16 protein-coding genes are annotated in these 18,176 nt (G+C 71.3%); 5 read left to right on the top strand and 11 right to left on the bottom strand.

What is annotated here, in order from left to right; genetic code table 11:
- Positions 1-5: 5 nt before the first annotated feature.
- The 3 genes from OHN19_RS09230 to OHN19_RS09220 form a co-directional block, all read right to left on the bottom strand.
- On the bottom strand, positions 6-2,081 hold the full coding sequence (locus OHN19_RS09230) for a non-ribosomal peptide synthetase (protein WP_330263711.1): 2,076 nt from the start codon (positions 2,079-2,081) through the stop codon (positions 6-8).
- A gap of 46 nt (positions 2,082-2,127) precedes the next feature.
- Positions 2,128-4,593 carry a Pls/PosA family non-ribosomal peptide synthetase gene (locus OHN19_RS09225; RefSeq protein ID WP_330269564.1) on the bottom strand — a complete coding sequence of 822 codons (2,466 nt, stop codon included), beginning with the start codon at positions 4,591-4,593 and terminating at the stop codon, positions 2,128-2,130.
- A gap of 74 nt (positions 4,594-4,667) precedes the next feature.
- Positions 4,668-5,876, bottom strand: a complete 1,209-nt coding sequence (locus OHN19_RS09220) for a heparan-alpha-glucosaminide N-acetyltransferase domain-containing protein (protein ID WP_330263710.1) — start codon at positions 5,874-5,876, stop codon at positions 4,668-4,670.
- 585 nt (positions 5,877-6,461) lie between these two features.
- On the opposite strand from OHN19_RS09220, the gene OHN19_RS09215 reads away from it, so the two are divergent.
- Entirely contained in the window at positions 6,462-7,607 is a 1,146-nt protein-coding gene (locus tag OHN19_RS09215; RefSeq protein ID WP_330263709.1) for a YihY/virulence factor BrkB family protein, read from the top strand.
- 106 nt (positions 7,608-7,713) lie between these two features.
- Here the strand turns inward: OHN19_RS09215 and OHN19_RS09210 are convergent, their stop codons facing one another.
- Positions 7,714-8,550: an NmrA family NAD(P)-binding protein gene (locus OHN19_RS09210; protein WP_330263708.1), complete on the bottom strand. Its 837-nt coding sequence runs from the start codon at positions 8,548-8,550 to the stop codon at positions 7,714-7,716.
- Between the two features lie 81 nt (positions 8,551-8,631).
- Between OHN19_RS09210 and OHN19_RS09205 the strand changes: the two genes are divergently transcribed.
- Entirely contained in the window at positions 8,632-9,576 is a 945-nt protein-coding gene (locus OHN19_RS09205) for an AraC family transcriptional regulator (RefSeq protein WP_330263707.1), read from the top strand.
- Between the two features lie 19 nt (positions 9,577-9,595).
- Positions 9,596-10,261, top strand: a complete 666-nt coding sequence (locus OHN19_RS09200) for a helix-turn-helix domain-containing protein (protein WP_330263706.1) — start codon at positions 9,596-9,598, stop codon at positions 10,259-10,261.
- Here OHN19_RS09200 and OHN19_RS09195 read toward each other — a convergent pair.
- Together OHN19_RS09195 and OHN19_RS09190 are read right to left on the bottom strand one after the other, a co-directional pair.
- A complete protein-coding gene (locus tag OHN19_RS09195; protein ID WP_330263705.1) occupies positions 10,244-10,645 on the bottom strand; it encodes a VOC family protein in 402 nt (133 codons plus the stop codon). The genes OHN19_RS09200 and OHN19_RS09195 overlap by 18 nt on opposite strands.
- 52 nt (positions 10,646-10,697) lie before the next feature.
- Entirely contained in the window at positions 10,698-11,330 is a 633-nt protein-coding gene (locus OHN19_RS09190) for a VOC family protein (protein ID WP_330263704.1), read from the bottom strand.
- Positions 11,331-11,432: 102 nt separating this feature from the next.
- On the opposite strand from OHN19_RS09190, the gene OHN19_RS09185 reads away from it, so the two are divergent.
- Positions 11,433-12,107, top strand: a complete 675-nt coding sequence (locus OHN19_RS09185) for a ThuA domain-containing protein (protein WP_330263703.1) — start codon at positions 11,433-11,435, stop codon at positions 12,105-12,107.
- A 215-nt stretch (positions 12,108-12,322) separates the two neighbouring features.
- A complete protein-coding gene (locus OHN19_RS09180) occupies positions 12,323-12,862 on the top strand; it encodes a peptidoglycan-binding domain-containing protein (protein WP_330263702.1) in 540 nt (179 codons plus the stop codon).
- A gap of 33 nt (positions 12,863-12,895) precedes the next feature.
- Here OHN19_RS09180 and OHN19_RS09175 read toward each other — a convergent pair whose 3' ends face one another.
- The 5 genes from OHN19_RS09175 to OHN19_RS09155 form a co-directional block, all read right to left on the bottom strand.
- Positions 12,896-13,351, bottom strand: a complete 456-nt coding sequence (locus OHN19_RS09175) for a helix-turn-helix transcriptional regulator (protein ID WP_330263701.1) — start codon at positions 13,349-13,351, stop codon at positions 12,896-12,898.
- 166 nt (positions 13,352-13,517) lie between these two features.
- Positions 13,518-14,561: a LacI family DNA-binding transcriptional regulator gene (locus OHN19_RS09170; protein ID WP_330269563.1), complete on the bottom strand. Its 1,044-nt coding sequence runs from the start codon at positions 14,559-14,561 to the stop codon at positions 13,518-13,520.
- A gap of 170 nt (positions 14,562-14,731) precedes the next feature.
- Positions 14,732-16,369 (bottom strand): family 43 glycosylhydrolase, encoded by a 1,638-nt coding sequence (locus tag OHN19_RS09165; protein ID WP_330263700.1) that lies wholly within the window; start codon positions 16,367-16,369, stop codon positions 14,732-14,734.
- A complete protein-coding gene (locus tag OHN19_RS09160) occupies positions 16,366-17,274 on the bottom strand; it encodes a carbohydrate ABC transporter permease (protein WP_330263699.1) in 909 nt (302 codons plus the stop codon). Before OHN19_RS09160 ends, OHN19_RS09165 begins: the two co-directional genes overlap by 4 nt.
- Positions 17,274-18,158 (bottom strand): sugar ABC transporter permease, encoded by an 885-nt coding sequence (locus OHN19_RS09155; protein ID WP_330263698.1) that lies wholly within the window; start codon positions 18,156-18,158, stop codon positions 17,274-17,276. The genes OHN19_RS09160 and OHN19_RS09155 overlap by 1 nt, the downstream gene beginning before the upstream one ends.
- Between the last annotated feature and the right edge of the window lie 18 nt (positions 18,159-18,176).

Genomic DNA, 18,176 nt, shown 5'->3' with positions numbered 1-18,176 from the left:
TCCTTTCAGCCGCGCCGGTCGAGCAGGCCCGCCAGGTCCGCGAGGACCGGATGGCGGACGACGTCCTTGAGGGTGATCGCCCGGTCCAGGGCGATCGCGAGACGCACGGCGGACAGCGAGCTGCCACCGCGGTCGAAGAAGTGGTCGAGCCGGCCGATCCGTTCGACGGGCACACCGAGCACCTCGGCCCAGGCCCGCGCCAGCCGCCGCTCCCCGGCCGTCACGGGTTCGCCCGCCCCCGCGGTGTCGAGGTCCTCGGCGAGCGCGGTGAGCGTACGGCGGTCGGTCTTGCCGTTGGCGGTCAGCGGCAGCCGCTCCCGCCAGTGCACGACCGCGGGCACCATGTACGACGGCAGCGACGCGGCCAGCCGCTCCCGTACCGTGTCCGCGCCGACCGGCTCGGGCCCCGTGCAGAACGCGGCGAGCTGGGTCCCCCGGACCACCACGACGGCCCCGTCGCGCACCCCGTCCACCCGCAGCAGCGCGTTCTCGATCTCGCCGATCTCCACGCGGAACCCGCGGATCTTGACCTGGGTGTCCCGGCGGCCGAGGAACTCCAGCCGGCCGTCCGGCCGCCAGCGCCCCACGTCACCGCTGCGGTAGAGCCGCTCACCGGGCCGGTACGGGTCCGCCATGAAGGCGGCCGCGGTCCGCTCGGGGTCGTTGACGTACCCGCGCCCCACGCACACCCCGGAGAAGACGATCTCGCCGGGCGCCCCGAACGGCACGGGCACCAGGTCCTCGTCGACGACGTACACCCGCACATTGCGCACCGGCCGCCCGAGCGGAACCCGGTCGCCGTCCGGCACCCGGTCCATGACCTCGTGGTTGGTGTCGTCCGAAGTCTCCGTCAGGCCATAGGCGTTGGCCAGCCGGATCCCGGGAGCGACCGCGAACCAGCGCTGCACCAGCTCCCGCTTCACCGCCTCGCCGGTCACCGACACACAGCGCAGCCCGGTCAGTTCACGCGGCCGCTGCCCCAACTCGGCGAGCACGGCCTCCAGATACGACGGCACGACCTGGAGCACGTTGACTCCGCCCCGCACCACCGTGTCCACGAACCGCGGCACGTCGAGGATCGTCTCCTGGTCGACGATCAGGGTCCGCCCGCCGACGACCGGCCCGGCGAGCAGCTGCCACAGGGAGATGTCGAAGCACTGCGGCGCGGTCTGCGCGACCACGTCGTCCTCGCCGATCCCCAGGTCCTCGACCTTGGCGAGCACATGGTTGAGGAACCCGGCGTGCTCGCACATCGCGCCCTTGGGCTCACCGGTGGAGCCGGACGTGAAGTAGATGTACGCCAGCTGGCCCGCGGCGACCGTGATGCCGAGAGCGCCGTCCGGGTGCCCCTCCGCGTACACGTCCGCCACGAACAGCGTCTCGGCCGACGTGCCGGACAGCGAGCCGGTGCTGCCCCGTTCGGTGACGACGAGTCCGCAGCCGGCCCGGGACAGCGTCCTCGCGACCCGCTCGGCCGGGAAGTGCGGCTCGACCGGCAGATACACCCCGCCCGCCTTGAGCACGCCCAGCACGGCCGCCATCCAGTCCAGGTTCCGTTCCATGACGACGGCGACGACGTCCTCGGCCTCCAGACCCCGGCTCAGCAGCGCCCGGCCGATCCGGTTCGCCCGGGAGTCGAGCTCGGCGTACGTCCACCACCGCTCGCCCTGGACGGCGGCCACGGAGTCCGGGTGCTTCACGACCCGCTCCTCGAACAGCTCGTGCACCCGCCGGTCCGGCAGTTCACGGACCGGACCCGCCAACTCCTCCAGCTGGAAACGGAGTTCCTCCTCGGACAGCAGGCTGGTGCGGTCCGGGTGGGCGAGTGCGGTGAGGTGGTAGCCGGCGATGCGGGCGGCGGCGCCGGTGTCGAGGGCGCCGGTGCGGTGGCGCAGCCGCAGGGTGCCGTCGGTGACGGTGACGCTCACCTCGTCGCCGGGTTCGGCCGAGAGGGCGGCCAGCACCCTGGTGTGGGCCGCCGACAGCGCGGCGGGATCGGTCGGTGTGCCCTCGGGCAGCGGGACCGCGTACTCGGTGACGTCCGGTATCGGACCGGGCGTCGGGTGCGGAACTGTTTCCATGACTTTCTTCCCCCTGTTGTTCCTCGTGCAGGCAGTGCGGGGCGGTTCAGGCGCGGCGCAGCGCGACCGCCGGATTCCCGCCCCAGTGCGCTCCCGACGGCATCTCCTCGCCCTTCATCAGGAAGGAGTCGGGACCGAGCACGGCGCCGTCGCCCATCTGGACGCCGTAGTGGACCAGCGCGCCCGCCCCGAGGGTGCAGCCGTCGCCGATGACGATGTGGTCGGACTTGAAGGTGCCGTCCTCCTGGGAGTGGGCCTGCACCTTGGAGTGGGCGCCGAGGGTGCAGTCGTCGCCGATGGCGGTCAGCGTCCGCTCGGTGATGGCGACACCGTCGTCGAAGACCCGGTGGCCGATCCGTACGCCCATGAGCCGCCAGACGACGTTCTTGAAGGGCGTGCCGTTGAACACCTTGAGCTGCCCGTCGGGCACCTTCCACAGGCGCTCGTGCCACCAGAAGTACGGCTCGTAGATGGAGCACAACTGCGGCCGCAGCGGCCGGAACCGGGTGATCAGCCGCTCCACCAGCACGTAGTAGCCCACGGTGAGCGCGAGACCGGCCATCAGGTAGCCGCCGATCAGCAGACCGCCGAAGGCGCCCTGGCCGCCGTAGAGATCTACGACCGCGAAGCCGAGGAGCGTCAGCACGAACCAGTGCAGCCACCGGACGAACAGGAACAGGGCCATCGAGCGGGCGTTGAAGCGGTTCTTGGCGCTCAGCCGGCGGCGCAGCTCGTCGCCCTCGCGGAGGTGGTCGAAGCGGGTGTCGCGCTCCACCGTGCGCGGGATCTCGAAGGGCGGCGAGCCCAGCAGGCCCACCCCTTCCCGGACTTCGCCGTCCAGCGGGACCAGTACCTTCGTGGCGAGCAGGCAGTTGTCCCCGGTGCGGCCGCCGACCGGGTAGGCGATGTGGTTGCCGAGGAAGTTGTGCCCGCCGATCGTGACCCTGGAGACGCGGAACGACGTGCTGGAGTACTCGGCGTTGAGGATCGACAGCCCGTCCGCGACCATCGTGCCGCTGCCGACGGTGGCCAGGTACGGCGTCTCGTGCGACACCTCGGTACCGAAGTTCGAGCCGGTCTGCTCGACCTGCGAGAGGTCGTAGCCGATGGACCGCAGGTAGGGAACGATGTACGAGCTGTCCCCGCACAGCCACTTGAAGAACTTGAGGTTGGTCATCCGGGCGATCGCGCGCTGCACCGAGTAGTGGAAGCCGTACAGCGGATAGACCCGGTCGGCCTTGAGAGTCAGGTTCAGCAGCCGCGGCAGCACGGTCACGGTGACGAGGCCCACGACGACGGAACCCGTGAACAGCGCGAGGGACAGGACGAGCGCCTGGGCGTAGAACGCGGCCGAGGCCAGTTCCTTCGCGTCCGGCTCCAGCAGCGGGTCCAGGGCCGGGACCAGGTCCATCACCAGGAACGTGCCGCCGATACCGAGCGGGACGTACACCAGCAGGGTCTGGAGCAGAGCCACGAGGCCGTAGCCGGCCCGGCGGGCGGTGGTGCAGCGGGCCGCCGGGACGCGGATGTGGTCGACGTCGGTGGGGCGGGCCGGGGAGCCGTGCCGGCGCTCGCCGGCCGGGATCGCGGCGCCGTCGTACAGCGCGGAGGAGTGGCCCAGTTGGCCGCCGTCGCCGATCGAGGTGCCGATGTCGAGGACCGTCTTCTCGCCCACGAAGACGTCCCGGCCGAGGGTGACGGGGCCGGTGCGGATCCGGCCCGCGTGCGCCCGGTAGCCGAGGAACAGGGAGTCCTTGCGGATCACGGTGCCCGCGCCGACGGTCAGCAGGTCGGTGGCGACCGGCACCGAGTGGGACAGGATCGTCACGCCCGGGCCGATACGGGCGCCGAGGGCCCGCAGGTAGAGGACGTACAGCGGGTTGCCCGCGAACAGGACCATCGGGTTGGCGTGCAGCAGCGCCTTGACCAGCCAGAAGCGGACGTAGGCGAGGCTCCACACCGGGAACTCCGTCTCCTTCCACCGGCCGACCAGCACCCACTTCGCCACCACGGGCAGGGTGCACAGGGCGAGGAACAGGGCGCCGCCGAAGACCAGCGAGCGCAGATAGACGGAGAGCAGCCCGTCGCCGGCGGATATCCAGGAGTACCCCGCGGCCATGGCCAGACCGGCCCCGAAGCAGTATGCGGCGAAGACGAGGAACTGCAGCCCCCCGCACAGCACATAGCGGGCGGTGCTCCCCGGCGGCGGGGGCGGCTCGGCCGGTCGTGCGGGGGCCGGTGCGGTGGCCGGGACCTCGGCGAGGGCCGCCGCCAGAGAGCGGATCGTCGGGTGGCCGTAGACGTCCCGCATCGACACCGACGGCAGGTCGTCGCGCTTCCGTACCCGGGCGCAGAACTGTGCCATGACCAGGGAGTTGGCACCCAGGTCGTCGAAGAAGTGGCTGTCGAGGGGGACTTGATCCGTTTTCACGACCCCGGCCAGCACCTCGGCGAGGACCTGCGCGGTGCCGTGCACCTCAGCGGTGCCGTTCACCCGCGCGGTGCCGTTCACCGGGGCGACTGTCGTGATCTCGCCGGGATTTACCACCACTTGAGCTCCTAGATCATCACTTTTGGTCTTATGGACTATTCGATGTGCTTGCTAAGTCGGACCGGGTCCGCGACCGGTTCCGGGGGCCGGGGCGGTGTTACGGCCTCGCGACACCGCCGGGCCGCGCCTGCGACGACCGTTTCCAGCGGGCCACGTCCGACGTGCCGCCACGAGAGGGCGAAGAGGAGCGCTCCGGTGGTCATGACGGCGTAGAGGAGCTCGGGGGAGCCGGAGAGTGCGCCGGTGGCGAGCAGCAGCACGTGGGCGACGTAGAGGGTGAGGGGCATGCTGCCCGCCGCCGCGAGCGGGGTGAGCGCCCGCGTGAGAAGGGTGCTCCTGGTCAGCAGCAGGGCGCCGCCGAGGATCGCCGCGGCCGAGCCCAGGGTGAGGAGCAGGTCGAAGGGCGTGGTCGAGTGCGGGGCGCGGGAGACGAGCGCCCACCAGGTCACGCCGTCGGGGCTGTCCCACAGCGCCTCGGCCCGGGAGGCACCGGGGAACTCCGCGTCCCACAGGTGCCGCAGCCCGTCGTACCGGAACAGGACCAGCGACGACACCGCCCACACTCCGGCGACCAGGGCGAGGCCGCCCGCGAAGAGCCGGGGCGCGATCTTCCGTGACGTCAGGTCCAGGCGGCCGAGGGCGAGTCCGGCGCACAGGTAGGCGGTCCAGGCGAGCACGGGGTAGTCGCCGTGCACGAGCAGGTCCGAGACCAGGCCGAGCGGATCGGCGACCACGTCCTGGAGGGTCGGGTCGCCGTCGAAGGCGGGCTCCGGCAGCACGCCCCGCAGGGCGTGGACGGCGAAGGGCGCGCCGACGGCCAAGGTCAGCGACAGGCCCGCCAGGGCGAGGGGGCCGAGGCCCAGCAGCGGGATCGCGATCAGGAACAGCAGGGCGTAGAACGCCAGGATCACGTCCACGTCCAGGTCCGCCGCGCGTGAGGCGTAACCGAGCAGCAGCCCGATCAGCGCGATGACACCGGCCCGGGTCGCCACCGCGGCCGCCGCGGGCCGGCCGGGCGTGGGGCGGTGCCCGCCGGTCGTGAAGGCCAGCCCGACCCCGGCCGTCACCGCGAACGTCGCCGAGGAACGGCCGCCCGCGAACATCCAGGCGGGCGTGGCCGATCCGGCCTCGTCAAAAGCACCGAACACGTGAACGGAGAACATACCGAGCAGAGCGAGGCCCCGTGCCACATCAACCCCCACGATGCGCGGCACGGCAGGCTTCGGCGCGTACGGAACAGGCATGGAATTTCTCCAGAGAGGGATACGGCGGAATAGCGCCCGCTGTTCACCGCGCAGCGGAAAATCATGGTGAGGAGCCCCCGTGGTTCCGGTGTGCCGGAAGAAAGAGAAGTGCCGTGAGGCACGGAATGAGATAAGAGAAGGAGCGGTTCGGTATGCGCCTGGAGTGACCGCGCGGCGGGGATGTGGTGGCCGGTTCGAGCCGTGGTCAGGGCCCTGAGAATGCAATCCGAATTGTTTCGAGGTGCTCATGAACGGGTCAAGCACGTTTCAGTCAATGGCGATTTCCTGACGGTCGCCCGTTCGCTGGCGGTATGACCTTTTCGCGTCCCTCGGGGGTGTCACCGGGGAACTCACTTCAAGGGCGGTGCATATGTCATCGAGCATTCCGCTTCACGCGGCCTCGAAATCCGGCCACCGAGTTCATGACAGAAAAGGGGTTCGATTTCCTTGACGATTTCCGCGGAGTTGCCCGGCGTTTTCGACGGCATGAAGGAACCGGCCGCGAGCGGACGTTCCTCGCACGGGTGTGCCCCACGCCGGGACCGGGGGATGAGTGCACGCTCCCGTGGCGGATACCTTTAGGTCGTGCAGGCAGCAAGCGAATCCCCTCAAGAGCCCTCCGGCCGGCTCCACCGGGCCCGTGCCCTCTACCGGAACGTCTCGAAGCGCAGGACCGCCTGGCTGCTGCTCAAGGACACCGTCAACTCGTGCATCGAGTACCGCATCCTGGGGCTCGCCGCCGAGGCCGCGTTCTTCTCGCTGCTGTCCGTGCCGCCGCTGCTGCTCAGCCTCATCGGACTGCTCGGCTACGTCGACGACTGGACCGGCACCGACAGCATCAGCAGCCTGGAGGCCAACATCCTCGATGCCGCGCGCACGGTGCTGTCCGACAAGGGGGTACGGCAGATCGCGCAGCCGATCCTCGACGACGTGATGAAGGGCGGCCGCCCCGACGTCATCTCCGTCGGCTTCCTGTTCGCCCTGTGGTCCGGTTCGCGCGCGGTCAACGTCTTCATCGACACCATCACCGTCATGTACGGCCTCGACGGCGTGCGGGGCATCGTCAAGACCCGCCTCGTGGCGTTCGCGCTGTTCGTCGCGGCCCTGCTGATCGGCTCGGTGGCGCTGCCGCTGATGGTGGCGGGGCCGGACGCGGTGGTGCGGATCGTGCCCTGGTCGGAGACGGTGGTGCAGGTCCTGTACTGGCCCGTGGTGATCATCCTGTCCATCGCCTTCCTGACCACGCTGTACCACGTGTCGGTACCGGTGCGCTCACCGTGGATCGAGGACGTCCCCGGCGCGCTGGTGGCCCTCGCGATGTGGGTGCTGGGCAGCTTCCTGCTGCGGATCTACCTCCAGAGCACGATCGAGGGCGCGACGATCTACGGCTCGCTGGCGGCCGCGGTCGCGGTGCTCCTGTGGATCGGGGTGTCCGCCTTCGCGGTCCTGGTGGGCGCGGCGGTCAACGCGGCGATCGACCGGGTCTGGCCGGCCGCGGCGACGGCGGCGGCACGGGCCGCGAACGAGCGGGTGCGGGAGGCGCAGGTCGCCGAGTATGTGGCCCGCGCGGCGGCGGCGGTCCGGGACACCGACGTCGATCCCGAGGACCCCGACATGCCCTCGGAGTTCCCGGAGAGGTGGTCGCGGTTCCTGCCGCCGGAGGACGTGACGTCGCGGCTGCGCACGCATGTGAAGTCGACGCATCCCCCTCAGAAGCCGGAGGGGTCCTGAGAGGGGTGCGTTGTCGGGTGCGGCTCGGTGGGGGCTGGTCGCGCCCACGCGGCGGAGCCGCAGATCGATGCAGCCCGCGCCCCCGAGGCGATTCACTGCACCTGTGTCAGACCTTCCACGTTTCCTCTGCCGCCGCCTCCCTCGCGAAGTCCGTGAAGTCCCGCGGCTCATGGCCCAGTACCTGCTGGATGCCGTCCGACAGGTAGGCGTTACGGCCGTCCAGCAGCTGCTCGAACGCCTCCACCAGCGCACCGACCTCCGCCTCCGGCACCCCGAACCCCGCGAGCCGCTCGCCGTACTCCTTCGCCGACACCGATCGGTACGTCAGCTCGCGGCCCGTCGCCCTCGCGATCTCCGCGACCGCCTCACCGAACGTCAGCAGGCGTGGGCCGGACACGGTGATCGCCTGTCCTGCGTAGGTGTCACCGGACGCCAGTACGGTCGCCACCACGTCCCCGATGTCCCGGACGTCCACGAACGGCTCGCGCACCTCACCCGCCGGGAACACCAGCTCCCCGCTCAGCCGCAGCTCCTCCACCAGCGGCCCCTCGCTGAAGTTCTGCGAGAACCACGCGGCCCGTACGACCGTCCAGTCCGCCCCCGACGCGCGCAGCGCCTCCTCCGCGTCCCGTGCCCGGTCCTGCCCCCGCGACGACAGCAGCACCAGGCGTCGTACGCCGGCCCCCACCGCCTCCCGCGAGAGCGCCCCGACCGCCTCCGCGGCCCCCGGGGCGCCGATGTCCGAGGGGTACACCAGGTAGGCCGCGTCCGCGCCCCGCAGCACCTGAGCCCACGTGGACCGGTCCGCCCAGTCGAACCCCTGCGCGCGGGACGCGGCCCGGACCGTCAGGCCCGCCGCCTGCGCGGACCGCGCCACCCGGCTGCCCGTCCTGCCCAAGGCACCGGTCACCACCACTGTCGTGTTCCGCGTGTTCTCCGTCATGCGAACGAGTCAACTCCCGTGCCCCGCAAGGGACCATCGCTGAACGGCTCATTCCCATGCGCGCGCGTCTACGCTGGCCACATGGACGCTCTGGCAGGCCTGCTGGAAGGACCGCGGGCGCGTGGCGCCTTCATGATCCGTGCGTGTTTCGACCCGCCCTGGGCGGTGCGGGTGGAGGACCGGGCGCCGCTGACGGTGATGCTCATGGTTCGCGGGGAGGCCGTGATCCTGCCCGACAAGGGGCAGAGCCTCCGGCTGCGCCCCGGCGACCTCGCCATCGCCCGCGGTCCCGACCCCTACACCTGCGCCGACGCCCCCGACACGGCCCCGCAGGCGCTGATCCTGCCCGGCGCCGAGTGCCGCTACCCCGACGGGCGGTCCCTCAACGGCTCCATGGACCTCGGCGTCCGCAGCTGGGGCGACCGGCTCGACGGCGGGACGGTGGTCCTGATCGGGACGTACCTGATGGACGGCGAGATCAGCAACCGGCTCCTGGACGCCCTGCCGCCGCTGCTGTCGCTGACCACCGACGTCTGGGAGTGCCCGCTGACCCCGCTCCTCATGGAGGAGATCGTGCGCGACGAGCCCGGTCAGGAGGTCGTCCTGGACCGGATGCTCGACCTCCTGGTCATCGCCGCGCTCCGCGCCTGGTTCTCCCGGCCCGAGGCGGAGGCTCCCGCCTGGTACGCGGCGCTGGCGGACCCCGTGGTGGGACGGGTGCTGCGGCTGATGCAGGACGATCCGGCGCATCCGTGGACGGTGGCGTCCCTCGCCGCGAAGGCGGGGGTGTCGCGGGCGGCGCTCGCGCGGCGGTTCACGGAGCTCGTGGGGGAGCCGGTGATGGCGTATCTGACCGGGTGGAGGCTGGCGTTGGCGGCGGATCGGTTGCGGGAGGGTTCTGCGACGCTCGACGCCATTGCCCGGCAGGTGGGGTACGGGAGTGCGTTTGCCCTGTCCAGTGCGTTCAAGAGGGGGTACGGGGTCAGTCCGCAGGAGTTTCGGGTGCGGGCCGGTGGGCGCCCCTGAAAGCCTTAGCCTGGGGTATGTGTACGAGGAAAGGGCGTCCAGGCTCACAGGCGCTGTCCTCTGGACCGGTGACGGTGCCGGACGGGTCCTGCCCGACGGGTGCATGGACCTGCTCTGGCACGACGGGCGGCTGCTCGTCGCCGGGCCTGACACCCGTGCCTACGTCACCGGGGGCGCCCCGAGCCGCTGGGTGGGCCTGCGCTTCGCGCCCGGTGCCGCGCCCGCCTTCCTGGGAGTGCCGGGGCATGAACTGCGTGATCTGCGGGTCGAGTTGACCGATCTGTGGCCGGCTTCGGAGGTACGGCGGCTGCGGGACCGGATGGCCAAGGCCCCGGACCCCGCCGTGGCCCTCGAAGGGATCGTCCTGGAGCGAGCTGCCCCGCCCGAGCCCCTGCTCCGTGCCCTTGTCGCCTTCCTCGACGCCGGCACGCCCGTAGCCGTGGCCGCCGATGAACTCGGCCTGGGAGCCCGGCAATTGCACCGCAGGTCCCTCGTCGCGTTCGGGTACGGGCCCAAGACGCTCGCCCGGATCCTGCGGCTGCGGCGGGCGCTCGTGCTGGCGCGGGCCGGGGTGCCGTACGCGGAGACGGCCCTGCGGAGCGGGTTCGCCGACCAGGCTCATCTCGCGCGGGACGTGAGGGAGCTGGCGGGCGTGCCGCTCACGCGGCTACTCGGTGCCGGGTAGCGGGGCGTAGAGGTCGACGCCGTTGCCGTCGGGGTCGTGCAGGGAAGCGTAGCGCTGGCCCCAGTCGGCGTTCCAGGGCTTGAGCTCGCCGTGGGCTCCCTCGCCCACCAGCCGCTCGTACACCGCGTCGACCTCGGCGGGGCTGTCGCAGCGCAGTGCGAGGCCGGTGCGGCTGCCGCCCGCCGGGGGCTGCCAGCCGGGGTGGAAGGAGCGGACCGTCTCCTCGGTGTCGAGCATCAGCCGTACCCCGCCCGGGAGTTCGGCCTCGGCGTGCGGCTGTGACTCGGCCCCCTCGGGGAACGGGAAACCGAGCCGCCGGTAGAAGGCGACGGAGGCGGCCATGTCGGAGGCCACCAGGCCGATGGCGTCGAATCGTGGAGTCATGAGGTCACCGTAGGCAGGGACCGGAGCCGGCGTCTTGAAGGAATCGGACACGTCAGCCGAAGGTCACCGGGCCGCGCGGGGTGTCCACCGTGAAGGAGAGGCCCACCGGGCCCGCGGCGAGGTGGAGGCCGGTGTCGAGGGCGGCGAGGAGCGGGCGGATCTCGTCCGGGGCCGGGGCGGTCGCGGTGAGGGAGAGCAGGGGAGTGCCGGGCAGGCCCGAGGCCGTCGGATGCGGGGAGGTACCCCAGTCGATGAGGAAGGGGACCAGGCCGGAGGGGTGCTGGGTGTCGCCGTCCGTGAGACGCCACCGCAGCAGGGTGCCGTCCGGTCGGCGCCGGCTCATCGGGCGGACGTCTCCGGGGTCGTAGCCGCGCGAGCGGGCTCTCGCCACCGCCGCGTCCAGGTCGGGCGGGGCGATCGCCCAGGTGACCGTGCGCGCGGCGGCCAGGATGTCGACGTCGAAGGGGCGCGGGCCCCTCGGCCGCGGCTGCTCCGGGTCCGGGCCGATGATCTCCAGATAGGAGGTGCCGCCCAGGGCCACGAGGTGGTTGCGGGTGCCGAGACCGACATGCACCCCGCCGGGAGCGGGCGTGACGCCGGTGCGCCGGGTGAAGTCGGCGACCGTCGCCGCCAGGTCGGGGGTCGCGAGGACCAGATGGTCGAGGCGTGCGGGAATCGCGTTCACCGCGCCGAGGCTACGCACGCCGACCGGGCGGCGGAACACCCGTACAGGGACACGTCGTTCGGGCACGGTGAGCGGCGGGTGCCCCCGGCCTACCCTCACACCATGGCTTCCCGACCCACCGTTCCCCGGCTCCTCGTCTACACCCGCACCACCGCCTACCGCCACGACTCGATCCCGGCCGCCGTCGACGCCGTCCGCACCCTCGGCGACTTCCAGGTGGACGCGAGCGAGGACCCGGCGGCCCTGGAGCGGCCCCTCGACGGGTACGCCGCCGTCGTCTTCCTCTCCACCAGCGGTGAGGTGCTCACCCCGGCCGGGCGCGAGCGGCTCGCCGCCCATGTGGAGTCGGGCGGCGGGTTCGTCGGGGTGCACGCGGCGGCCTGCACCGAGTACGAATGGCCCTACTACGGCGAGCTGTTGGGCGCCCGCTTCGACAAACACCCCGAGTACCAGCCCGGCAGGGTCCTCGTGGAGGACCGCGAGCATCCGGCGACCCGGCACCTGCCCGCCGTATGGGAGTTCACCGACGAGTGGTACGACTTCCGCATCAACCCCCGCCGCTCCGTACGGGTGTTGGCCCGCGCCGACGAGTCGTCGTACGACGGCGGCGGCATGGGTGCGGACCATCCGCTGGTGTGGTGCCGGGAGCAGGGCGCGGGGCGGGTCTTCTACACCGCCCTCGGACACGCGGCCGAGGCCTACGCGGACCCGGGGTTCCGGTCCCATCTGCTGGGCGGGATCAACTGGGCGGCACGACTGGAGCCGACCCCGGCCTGAAGCCGTCCCAGCCCGTCCCGGCAGGTCCCCGTACGTCCCGCTCTCGCGGTCCACTCCGCCGTACACCGGACGGACCGTCCCCCGCCGGACCGGGGACGCGGGTGGCTCTCGCCGTGGGCATCTCAGGCCTGTGACGCTGTGCCGTGCCAAGCGAAGCGAGCCGCCGCAGGGGGAACCACGGGGGGAACCACGGCGGTTCGGAAAGGGAGACTTCCATGAGCATGCGCAAGCGGGCCGTCGCGACGGTGACGGCCGCGTTGCTGGGCTTCGGGACCATCGGCCTCGCCGTGGCGCCGGCGGCCGACGCGGCCCCGTACCACGGCATCGACGGCAACGGCGTCGTCAGCGACGACTTCCAGGACGAGGAGAACCTCGGCGTCGACGACCACGCGAACGGCAACGCCACCGCGCTGTGGCAGTCCGTCCTGTACGCGGACGGCGCCAAGTGGCAGGACGACGACGGGGACTGGCACAACTTCGCCAAGAGCCAGATCGACGGCTCCTTCGGCCCGCAGACCGAGTCGGCCACCCAGTGGTGGCAGGGACGCTTCGGCCTCACCGACAACGACGGCGTGGTCACCGACCAGAGCTGGGAGTTCGCCCAGCAGTGGCTCCACGGCCCCTTCGCGGGCGGCACCGTCCGGTACGACGGCGACAAGAGGGACGTCGACTTCAAGCGGGTCGGCGGCAAGTACCGGGTGAAGCTCAGGGGCACGGGCCCCTGGCGGAACGCGTACTACGACCAGCTCGGCTGACCCCGCCGGTGGGGAGCGGGGGCGGCCCCTCCGTCAGCCGCTCCCCGACGGCCACGCCCACAGCACCCCCGCCACCAGCAGCACGATCACGGCGAACGCCACCAGCGCCGCCGTACGCCACCGCCGGTACTCGAGACCGGGCCCGACCGCGGCGACTGCCTCCGGCACCGCATCCGGCACCTGCCCCGGCGCCGGCGGTGACGCCACGGTGACCGTCGTGCCGTACGGCCAGACCGGATCGGCCAGTTCCCACAGGGCCAGCAGCCGGGCCTGGTCCGCGTCCGCCACCCGGCACAGGGCCCGCACCGCGCCGCGCGGCGGCTGCTTGGCCCCGCTGAGATACCGCTGCCAGGACGACTTGCTGTACGCGGTGCGCCGGGCGAGCTCCGCGAGGCTCAGATCCGTGCGGTCCTTGAGCTGCCGCAGCTGCTCGACGAGGAGCCGCGCCTCCCTCGGCAGTGCGTCCGGCAGCGGCCGCCAGCGCGTCATGGTCGTCCCCCCAGTGCTCGCCGCCGCCCTGGCCGGGGCGACGGCCCCCCTGCCCGCCGCATCGTTCGACGCCCGTCCGCCCCGGCCAGTTCCCCTCGCCCACGGATGACCGAAGCTGAACGATTCCGACGCACGGGGGCTCGCACCAGGGACCCGTAGGGACAGTTCAGCCGCGTGGCGGCGCCGTGCTCGCCCGCTCCACCAGCCGCGTCGACAGCTCCGTCCGGGTGCTCTCCGGGCGGTCGCCCTCCATCATGCGGACCAGCAGGCGCAGGGCCGTCGCCGCCATCTCCGAGAGGGGCTGGCGGACCGTGGTGAGGGCCGGGGTGGTCCAGCGGGCCTCGGGAAGGTCGTCGAATCCCACCACGCTCACGTCGTCCGGCACCCGCAGCCCGCGTTCGGCCAGGGCCTCGTAGACGCCGAGGGCCATGCGGTCGGAGCAGACGAAGACCGCGGTGGGCGGTTCGGGCAGGTCGAGGAGTTCCAGCGCCCGGCGGCGGGCGGCGCTCTCGTCGAAGCCGGCGTGCCGCACGTACTCCGGCCGCTGCCGTACTCCGGCCGCCGCGAGCGCGGAACGGTAGCCGGCCACGCGGGCGCTGCTGCACATCTTGCGCTGGTGACCGGCGACGACGGCGATGCGCTCGTGGCCCAGTGCGAGCAGGTGCTCGGTCGCCGTCACCCCGCCCTGCCAGTTCGCCGCGCCCACCGAGACCACACCCGGCGGCGGCTCGAGCACCGGGTCGATCAGGACGTACGGGATGCGGTGCTGGTCCAGCCAGCCGTACTGCGCCGCCGACAGCTCGGCCAGGTTGAACAGCACCCCGGAGGAGCCGCGTCCGGTGAGCTTGTCCAGCCAGCCGCGCTCGGGCCGGCCCGTCCGGTTCCGGTTCAGCGCCGCGGAGACGACCACCTCCAGACCGGCGTCGTGGGCGGCCGCCTCCACCCCGTGCAGCACCGCCCCCGACCAGGAGGTCTCCAGCGAGTGCACGACCAGGTCGACCAGGCCCGACGACTTCGCCGCGTCGAACCTCGGTCTGCGGACGTAGCCGAGCCGGTCCAGCGCCTCCGTGACCCGGCGACGGGTCTCGGGGGCCACGTCCTCGCGGCCGTTGACCACCTTGGAGGCGGTCGGCACCGACACACCCGCCTCCCGGGCCACGACCGCCAGCGTCGGACCGGCCGCCACGCTCGCACTCCCCGTGCGGACCATCGGGAACCCCACCTCTCCGGCCCGCCCGAGGGCCATGAAAGTTTCGACCAGCGCGGAAACTGCCAACGCGAAACAGTAAGCGCTTCCTACCCTAGGTTCGCCCGGTGGAGTCGGGAAGAGGTCGGGCTTCGCGGGTCTCCGTATTCCCCTGTCTTTCGAAACCTCGAACGCTATCCGCAGCTCAGGCGGAAGCCACGGAAGTCCGCCGTGAAGGCCGCGTCGACCAGGTCCACCGCATGGATTCCGGCCATCGCGCCCGTGAAGCGGAGTTTGGACCCGTGGTCGTCGGAGAGGCGGGTGAAGTCCAGGTCCGGGCCGACCTGCGTCCGTGCGCCGTCGCCGCCCAGGCGCCAGAAACGAGCCACCCCGTCCGTAATGCTCACTCCGATCGTGAAGGCGCTTTCTCCTTCCTCGACCTCCACCACGGCCATCTGCCGGGTGCTGCCCTCGTCCCGCTCGACCAGGCTGAGCACCCTTCGCCCGCCGCCCCGCCACTGCTGTCCGCGCTGCCCCTCGCCCTCCGGCTCGGCCCAGGTCAGGTCGAGGGCCAGATGGGACTCGGTGTTGTACCAGAGGACCAGCCCGGCGGCCTGGGTGAAACTGCCCGGCCGCGCCTCGACGGTGACCTCGGCCTCCGCCCGGTGCTCGGTGATCCGCCGCGCCAGCAGGCTGTGCGCCCACCACGACTCCGGCCCGTGCCGCCCCCGCAGCCGGATCCATCCGGGCCGTGCGGTGGTGTCCGCCCAGGACGGATCGACGGGGGTTCGCAGTGTGCTCCAGGGCCAGCCCAAGGGGTCGCTGGGGGAGGTGAGTCGACCCGACTCCGACTTCGACCCCGATTCCGACTCCGGCTTCAGTACCCGCTCAGCCGATGGCACCGTCGGTATGTCGACCTCGACCTCCGGATGCACACCCCCGTGGCGCAGCCTCGGCCAGCCCTCCGCGTCCCAGCTGATCGCCTGGATCGCCGTCTCCCGGCCGAGCGGGCAGCGCGGGCCCTCCGGGGTGTTCAGCGGGCGGGCCGTGAGGTGACTCAACACCCAGCTCTCGTCGGGGAGTTGGACCAGCTCGCCGTGTCCCGCCTTCTGGAGCTCCAGGGACGGATCGTCCCGGGATGTCAGCAGCGGCCGGTCGTCCAGCTCGTACGGGCCGGTGATCTCCCGGCTGCGGGCCACCAGCACCCCGTGCTCGAACCCGGTACCGCCCTCGGCGAGGACCAGGTAGTACCGGCCGTCCTCGCGGAGCAACTTCGGCCCCTCGACAAGCCGTTCGTGCTGGAGCAGCAGATGGGTGTCACCGACGGACGCCAGTGTCTCCCGGTCCAGCTCCGTCAGCACGATCCCGGCGAAGCGCCGGCCGCCGGGGCGGTGGTCGTTCTGGAGGTTGAGCAGCCACAACCGGCCCTGGTCGTGGAAAAGGGCGGGGTCGAAGCCGTGGCTCGCGATCCGCCGCGGCACCGACCACGGACCGGCCGCCTGCGTCGCCGTACAGACATAGGTGTCCGTGTCGAAGTACGGCGTGCCCACCGAGCGGACGATCGAGTAGACCACCCAGAAGCGCTCGCCGTCCCAGCTCAGGGAGGGTGCCCAGATGCCGCCCGAATCCGGCACGCCCGCAAGGGAGTCGCCCGGGACCGCGCCCGAGACATGGCCCGCGTACTCCCAGTGCGCGAGATCGCGGGAGCGGTGGAGCGGAATCGTAGGGAACCACTCGAAGGAACTGGTCGCCACGTAGTACCAGTCGCCGACGCGGACCATCGACGGGTCGGGGGCGAAGCCGCGGATCACCGGGTTGTGCAGCAGGGTCACTTGAGGGCTCCGAGGGTGACTCCGGTGCGCCAGTAGCGGCGCATCGCGACCATCATGATCGCCATCGGGACGATGGACAGCAGGGCACCGGTCAGGACCAGGCTGGTGAGGTCGACGCCCGACTCCAGGCGCTTGCCGGACCAGTTGTAGAGACCGATGTTGAGCGTCCAGTTGCTCTCGCCGCGCAGCACGGTCAGCGGCAGGAAGAAGGCGTTCCAGGTGTTGACGAAGGCCAGCAGGAAAACGGTCGCACCGCCCGTCGTCATCATCCGCAGCACGATGCTGAAGAAGATCCGCAGCTCCCCGGCTCCGTCGATACGGGCCGCCTCAAGCAGCTCGAACGGGATCGTGGCCTCGGTGTACACCTTGGCGAGGTAGACGCTGAACGGGTTGATCAGACAGGGGATCAGCATCGCCCAGGGCGTGTCGACCAGCCCGATCTCCGAGAACAGCAGATACAGCGGCAGCGTCAGCAGCGCGATCGGGATCAGGAAGGAGCCGACCACGCACGCGAAGACCAGGTTGCGGCCCGGGAAGTCGAAGCGCGCGAGCCCGTAACCGGTGGCCAGCGCCAGCAGCGTGCCGCCCAGGGAGCCGACACCGGCGTACAGGAACGAGTTCGCCGTCCAGCGCAGGAAGATGCCGTCCTCGTAGGTGAACAGCTGATGCAGGTTGTCCCACAGGTGCCAGCCGGAGAACCACAGGCCGTTGCTCTGGTAGAGCGCGGTCCGGTCCTTGGTGGCGGCGACGACCAGCCACCACACCGGGAACAGGCTGTAGACGCTCGCCAGGGAGAGTCCCACGAGGAGGAACCGCTGCCCGCCCCGTGAACGGGCAGCGGAGTCGGGGGTGTTCAGCCGGCGGACGGACTGCGTACGGCGCGGGCGTTCCTCGGTGATCGTCATCAGTCGGCCTCCTTCGAGGTGAACCGGTAGAACAGGAAGGAGGCGACGCCGAGGATCAGGGCGAGCAGCACCGAAAGGGCCGCCGCGTAGTGGTAGTTGCCCGCGTTGAACGCCTGGTTGTAGATGATCATGATCGGGGTGAAGGAGTCGCTGACCGTCTGCGGGGTGACGTTCCGGAACAGCGCGGGCTCGTTGAAGATCTGGAGCATCTGGATGATGGACAGCATCCCGGTCAGCACCAACGCCCCCCGCACGAACGGGATCTTGATGCTGCGCGCGATCCGCAGCTCGGAGGCCCCGTCGAGGCGTGCGGCCTCGAACAGCTCACGGGGCACGCCCTGGAGCGCCGAGTAGATGATGACCATGTTGTAGCCGATGCCGTGCCAGGTCAGCAGGTTGCCGATGGACGGCCACACCATCGAGGGCGCGAAGAAGTTCCAGGAGAACCCGAAGATCTTCCCGACCGCGGTGAGCGGGCCGACGTCCGGGCTGTAGAGGTTCAGCCACACGATCGCGGCCACCACACCCGGGATCATGTACGGCACCAGCAGCAGGATCCGGAACCGCCCGGCCACCTTCGAGGTGAGCGCGTCCAGGAACAGCGCCAGGACCAGACTGACGAGCAGCATGACCGGGATCTGCACACAGGCGAAGAGCACCACCCGCAGCACGGACCCCATGAACGCCGAGTCGGTCAGCCCCTGTTGGTAGTTGTCGAGCCCCGAGAACTCGTCGGTGGTCCCGCCCAGGCCCAACCCCGAGGACTGCGAACGGTACAGCGACTGGTAGACGGCGTACCCGATGGGCAGCAGGTACAGGAAGACGAAGCCGAGCTGGAAGGGCACCGTGAACGCGGCACCCTTCCAGCGCAGTGAGCGAATCATCAGCAGCAGCCCTTGCGC

It is taken from the genome of Streptomyces griseorubiginosus, assembly GCF_036345115.1.
GTDB classification, from domain to species: domain Bacteria; phylum Actinomycetota; class Actinomycetes; order Streptomycetales; family Streptomycetaceae; genus Streptomyces; species Streptomyces griseorubiginosus_C.
The sequence above is the reverse complement of the archived record's forward strand: the minus strand, read 5'-3'. Positions and strand labels throughout refer to the sequence as shown.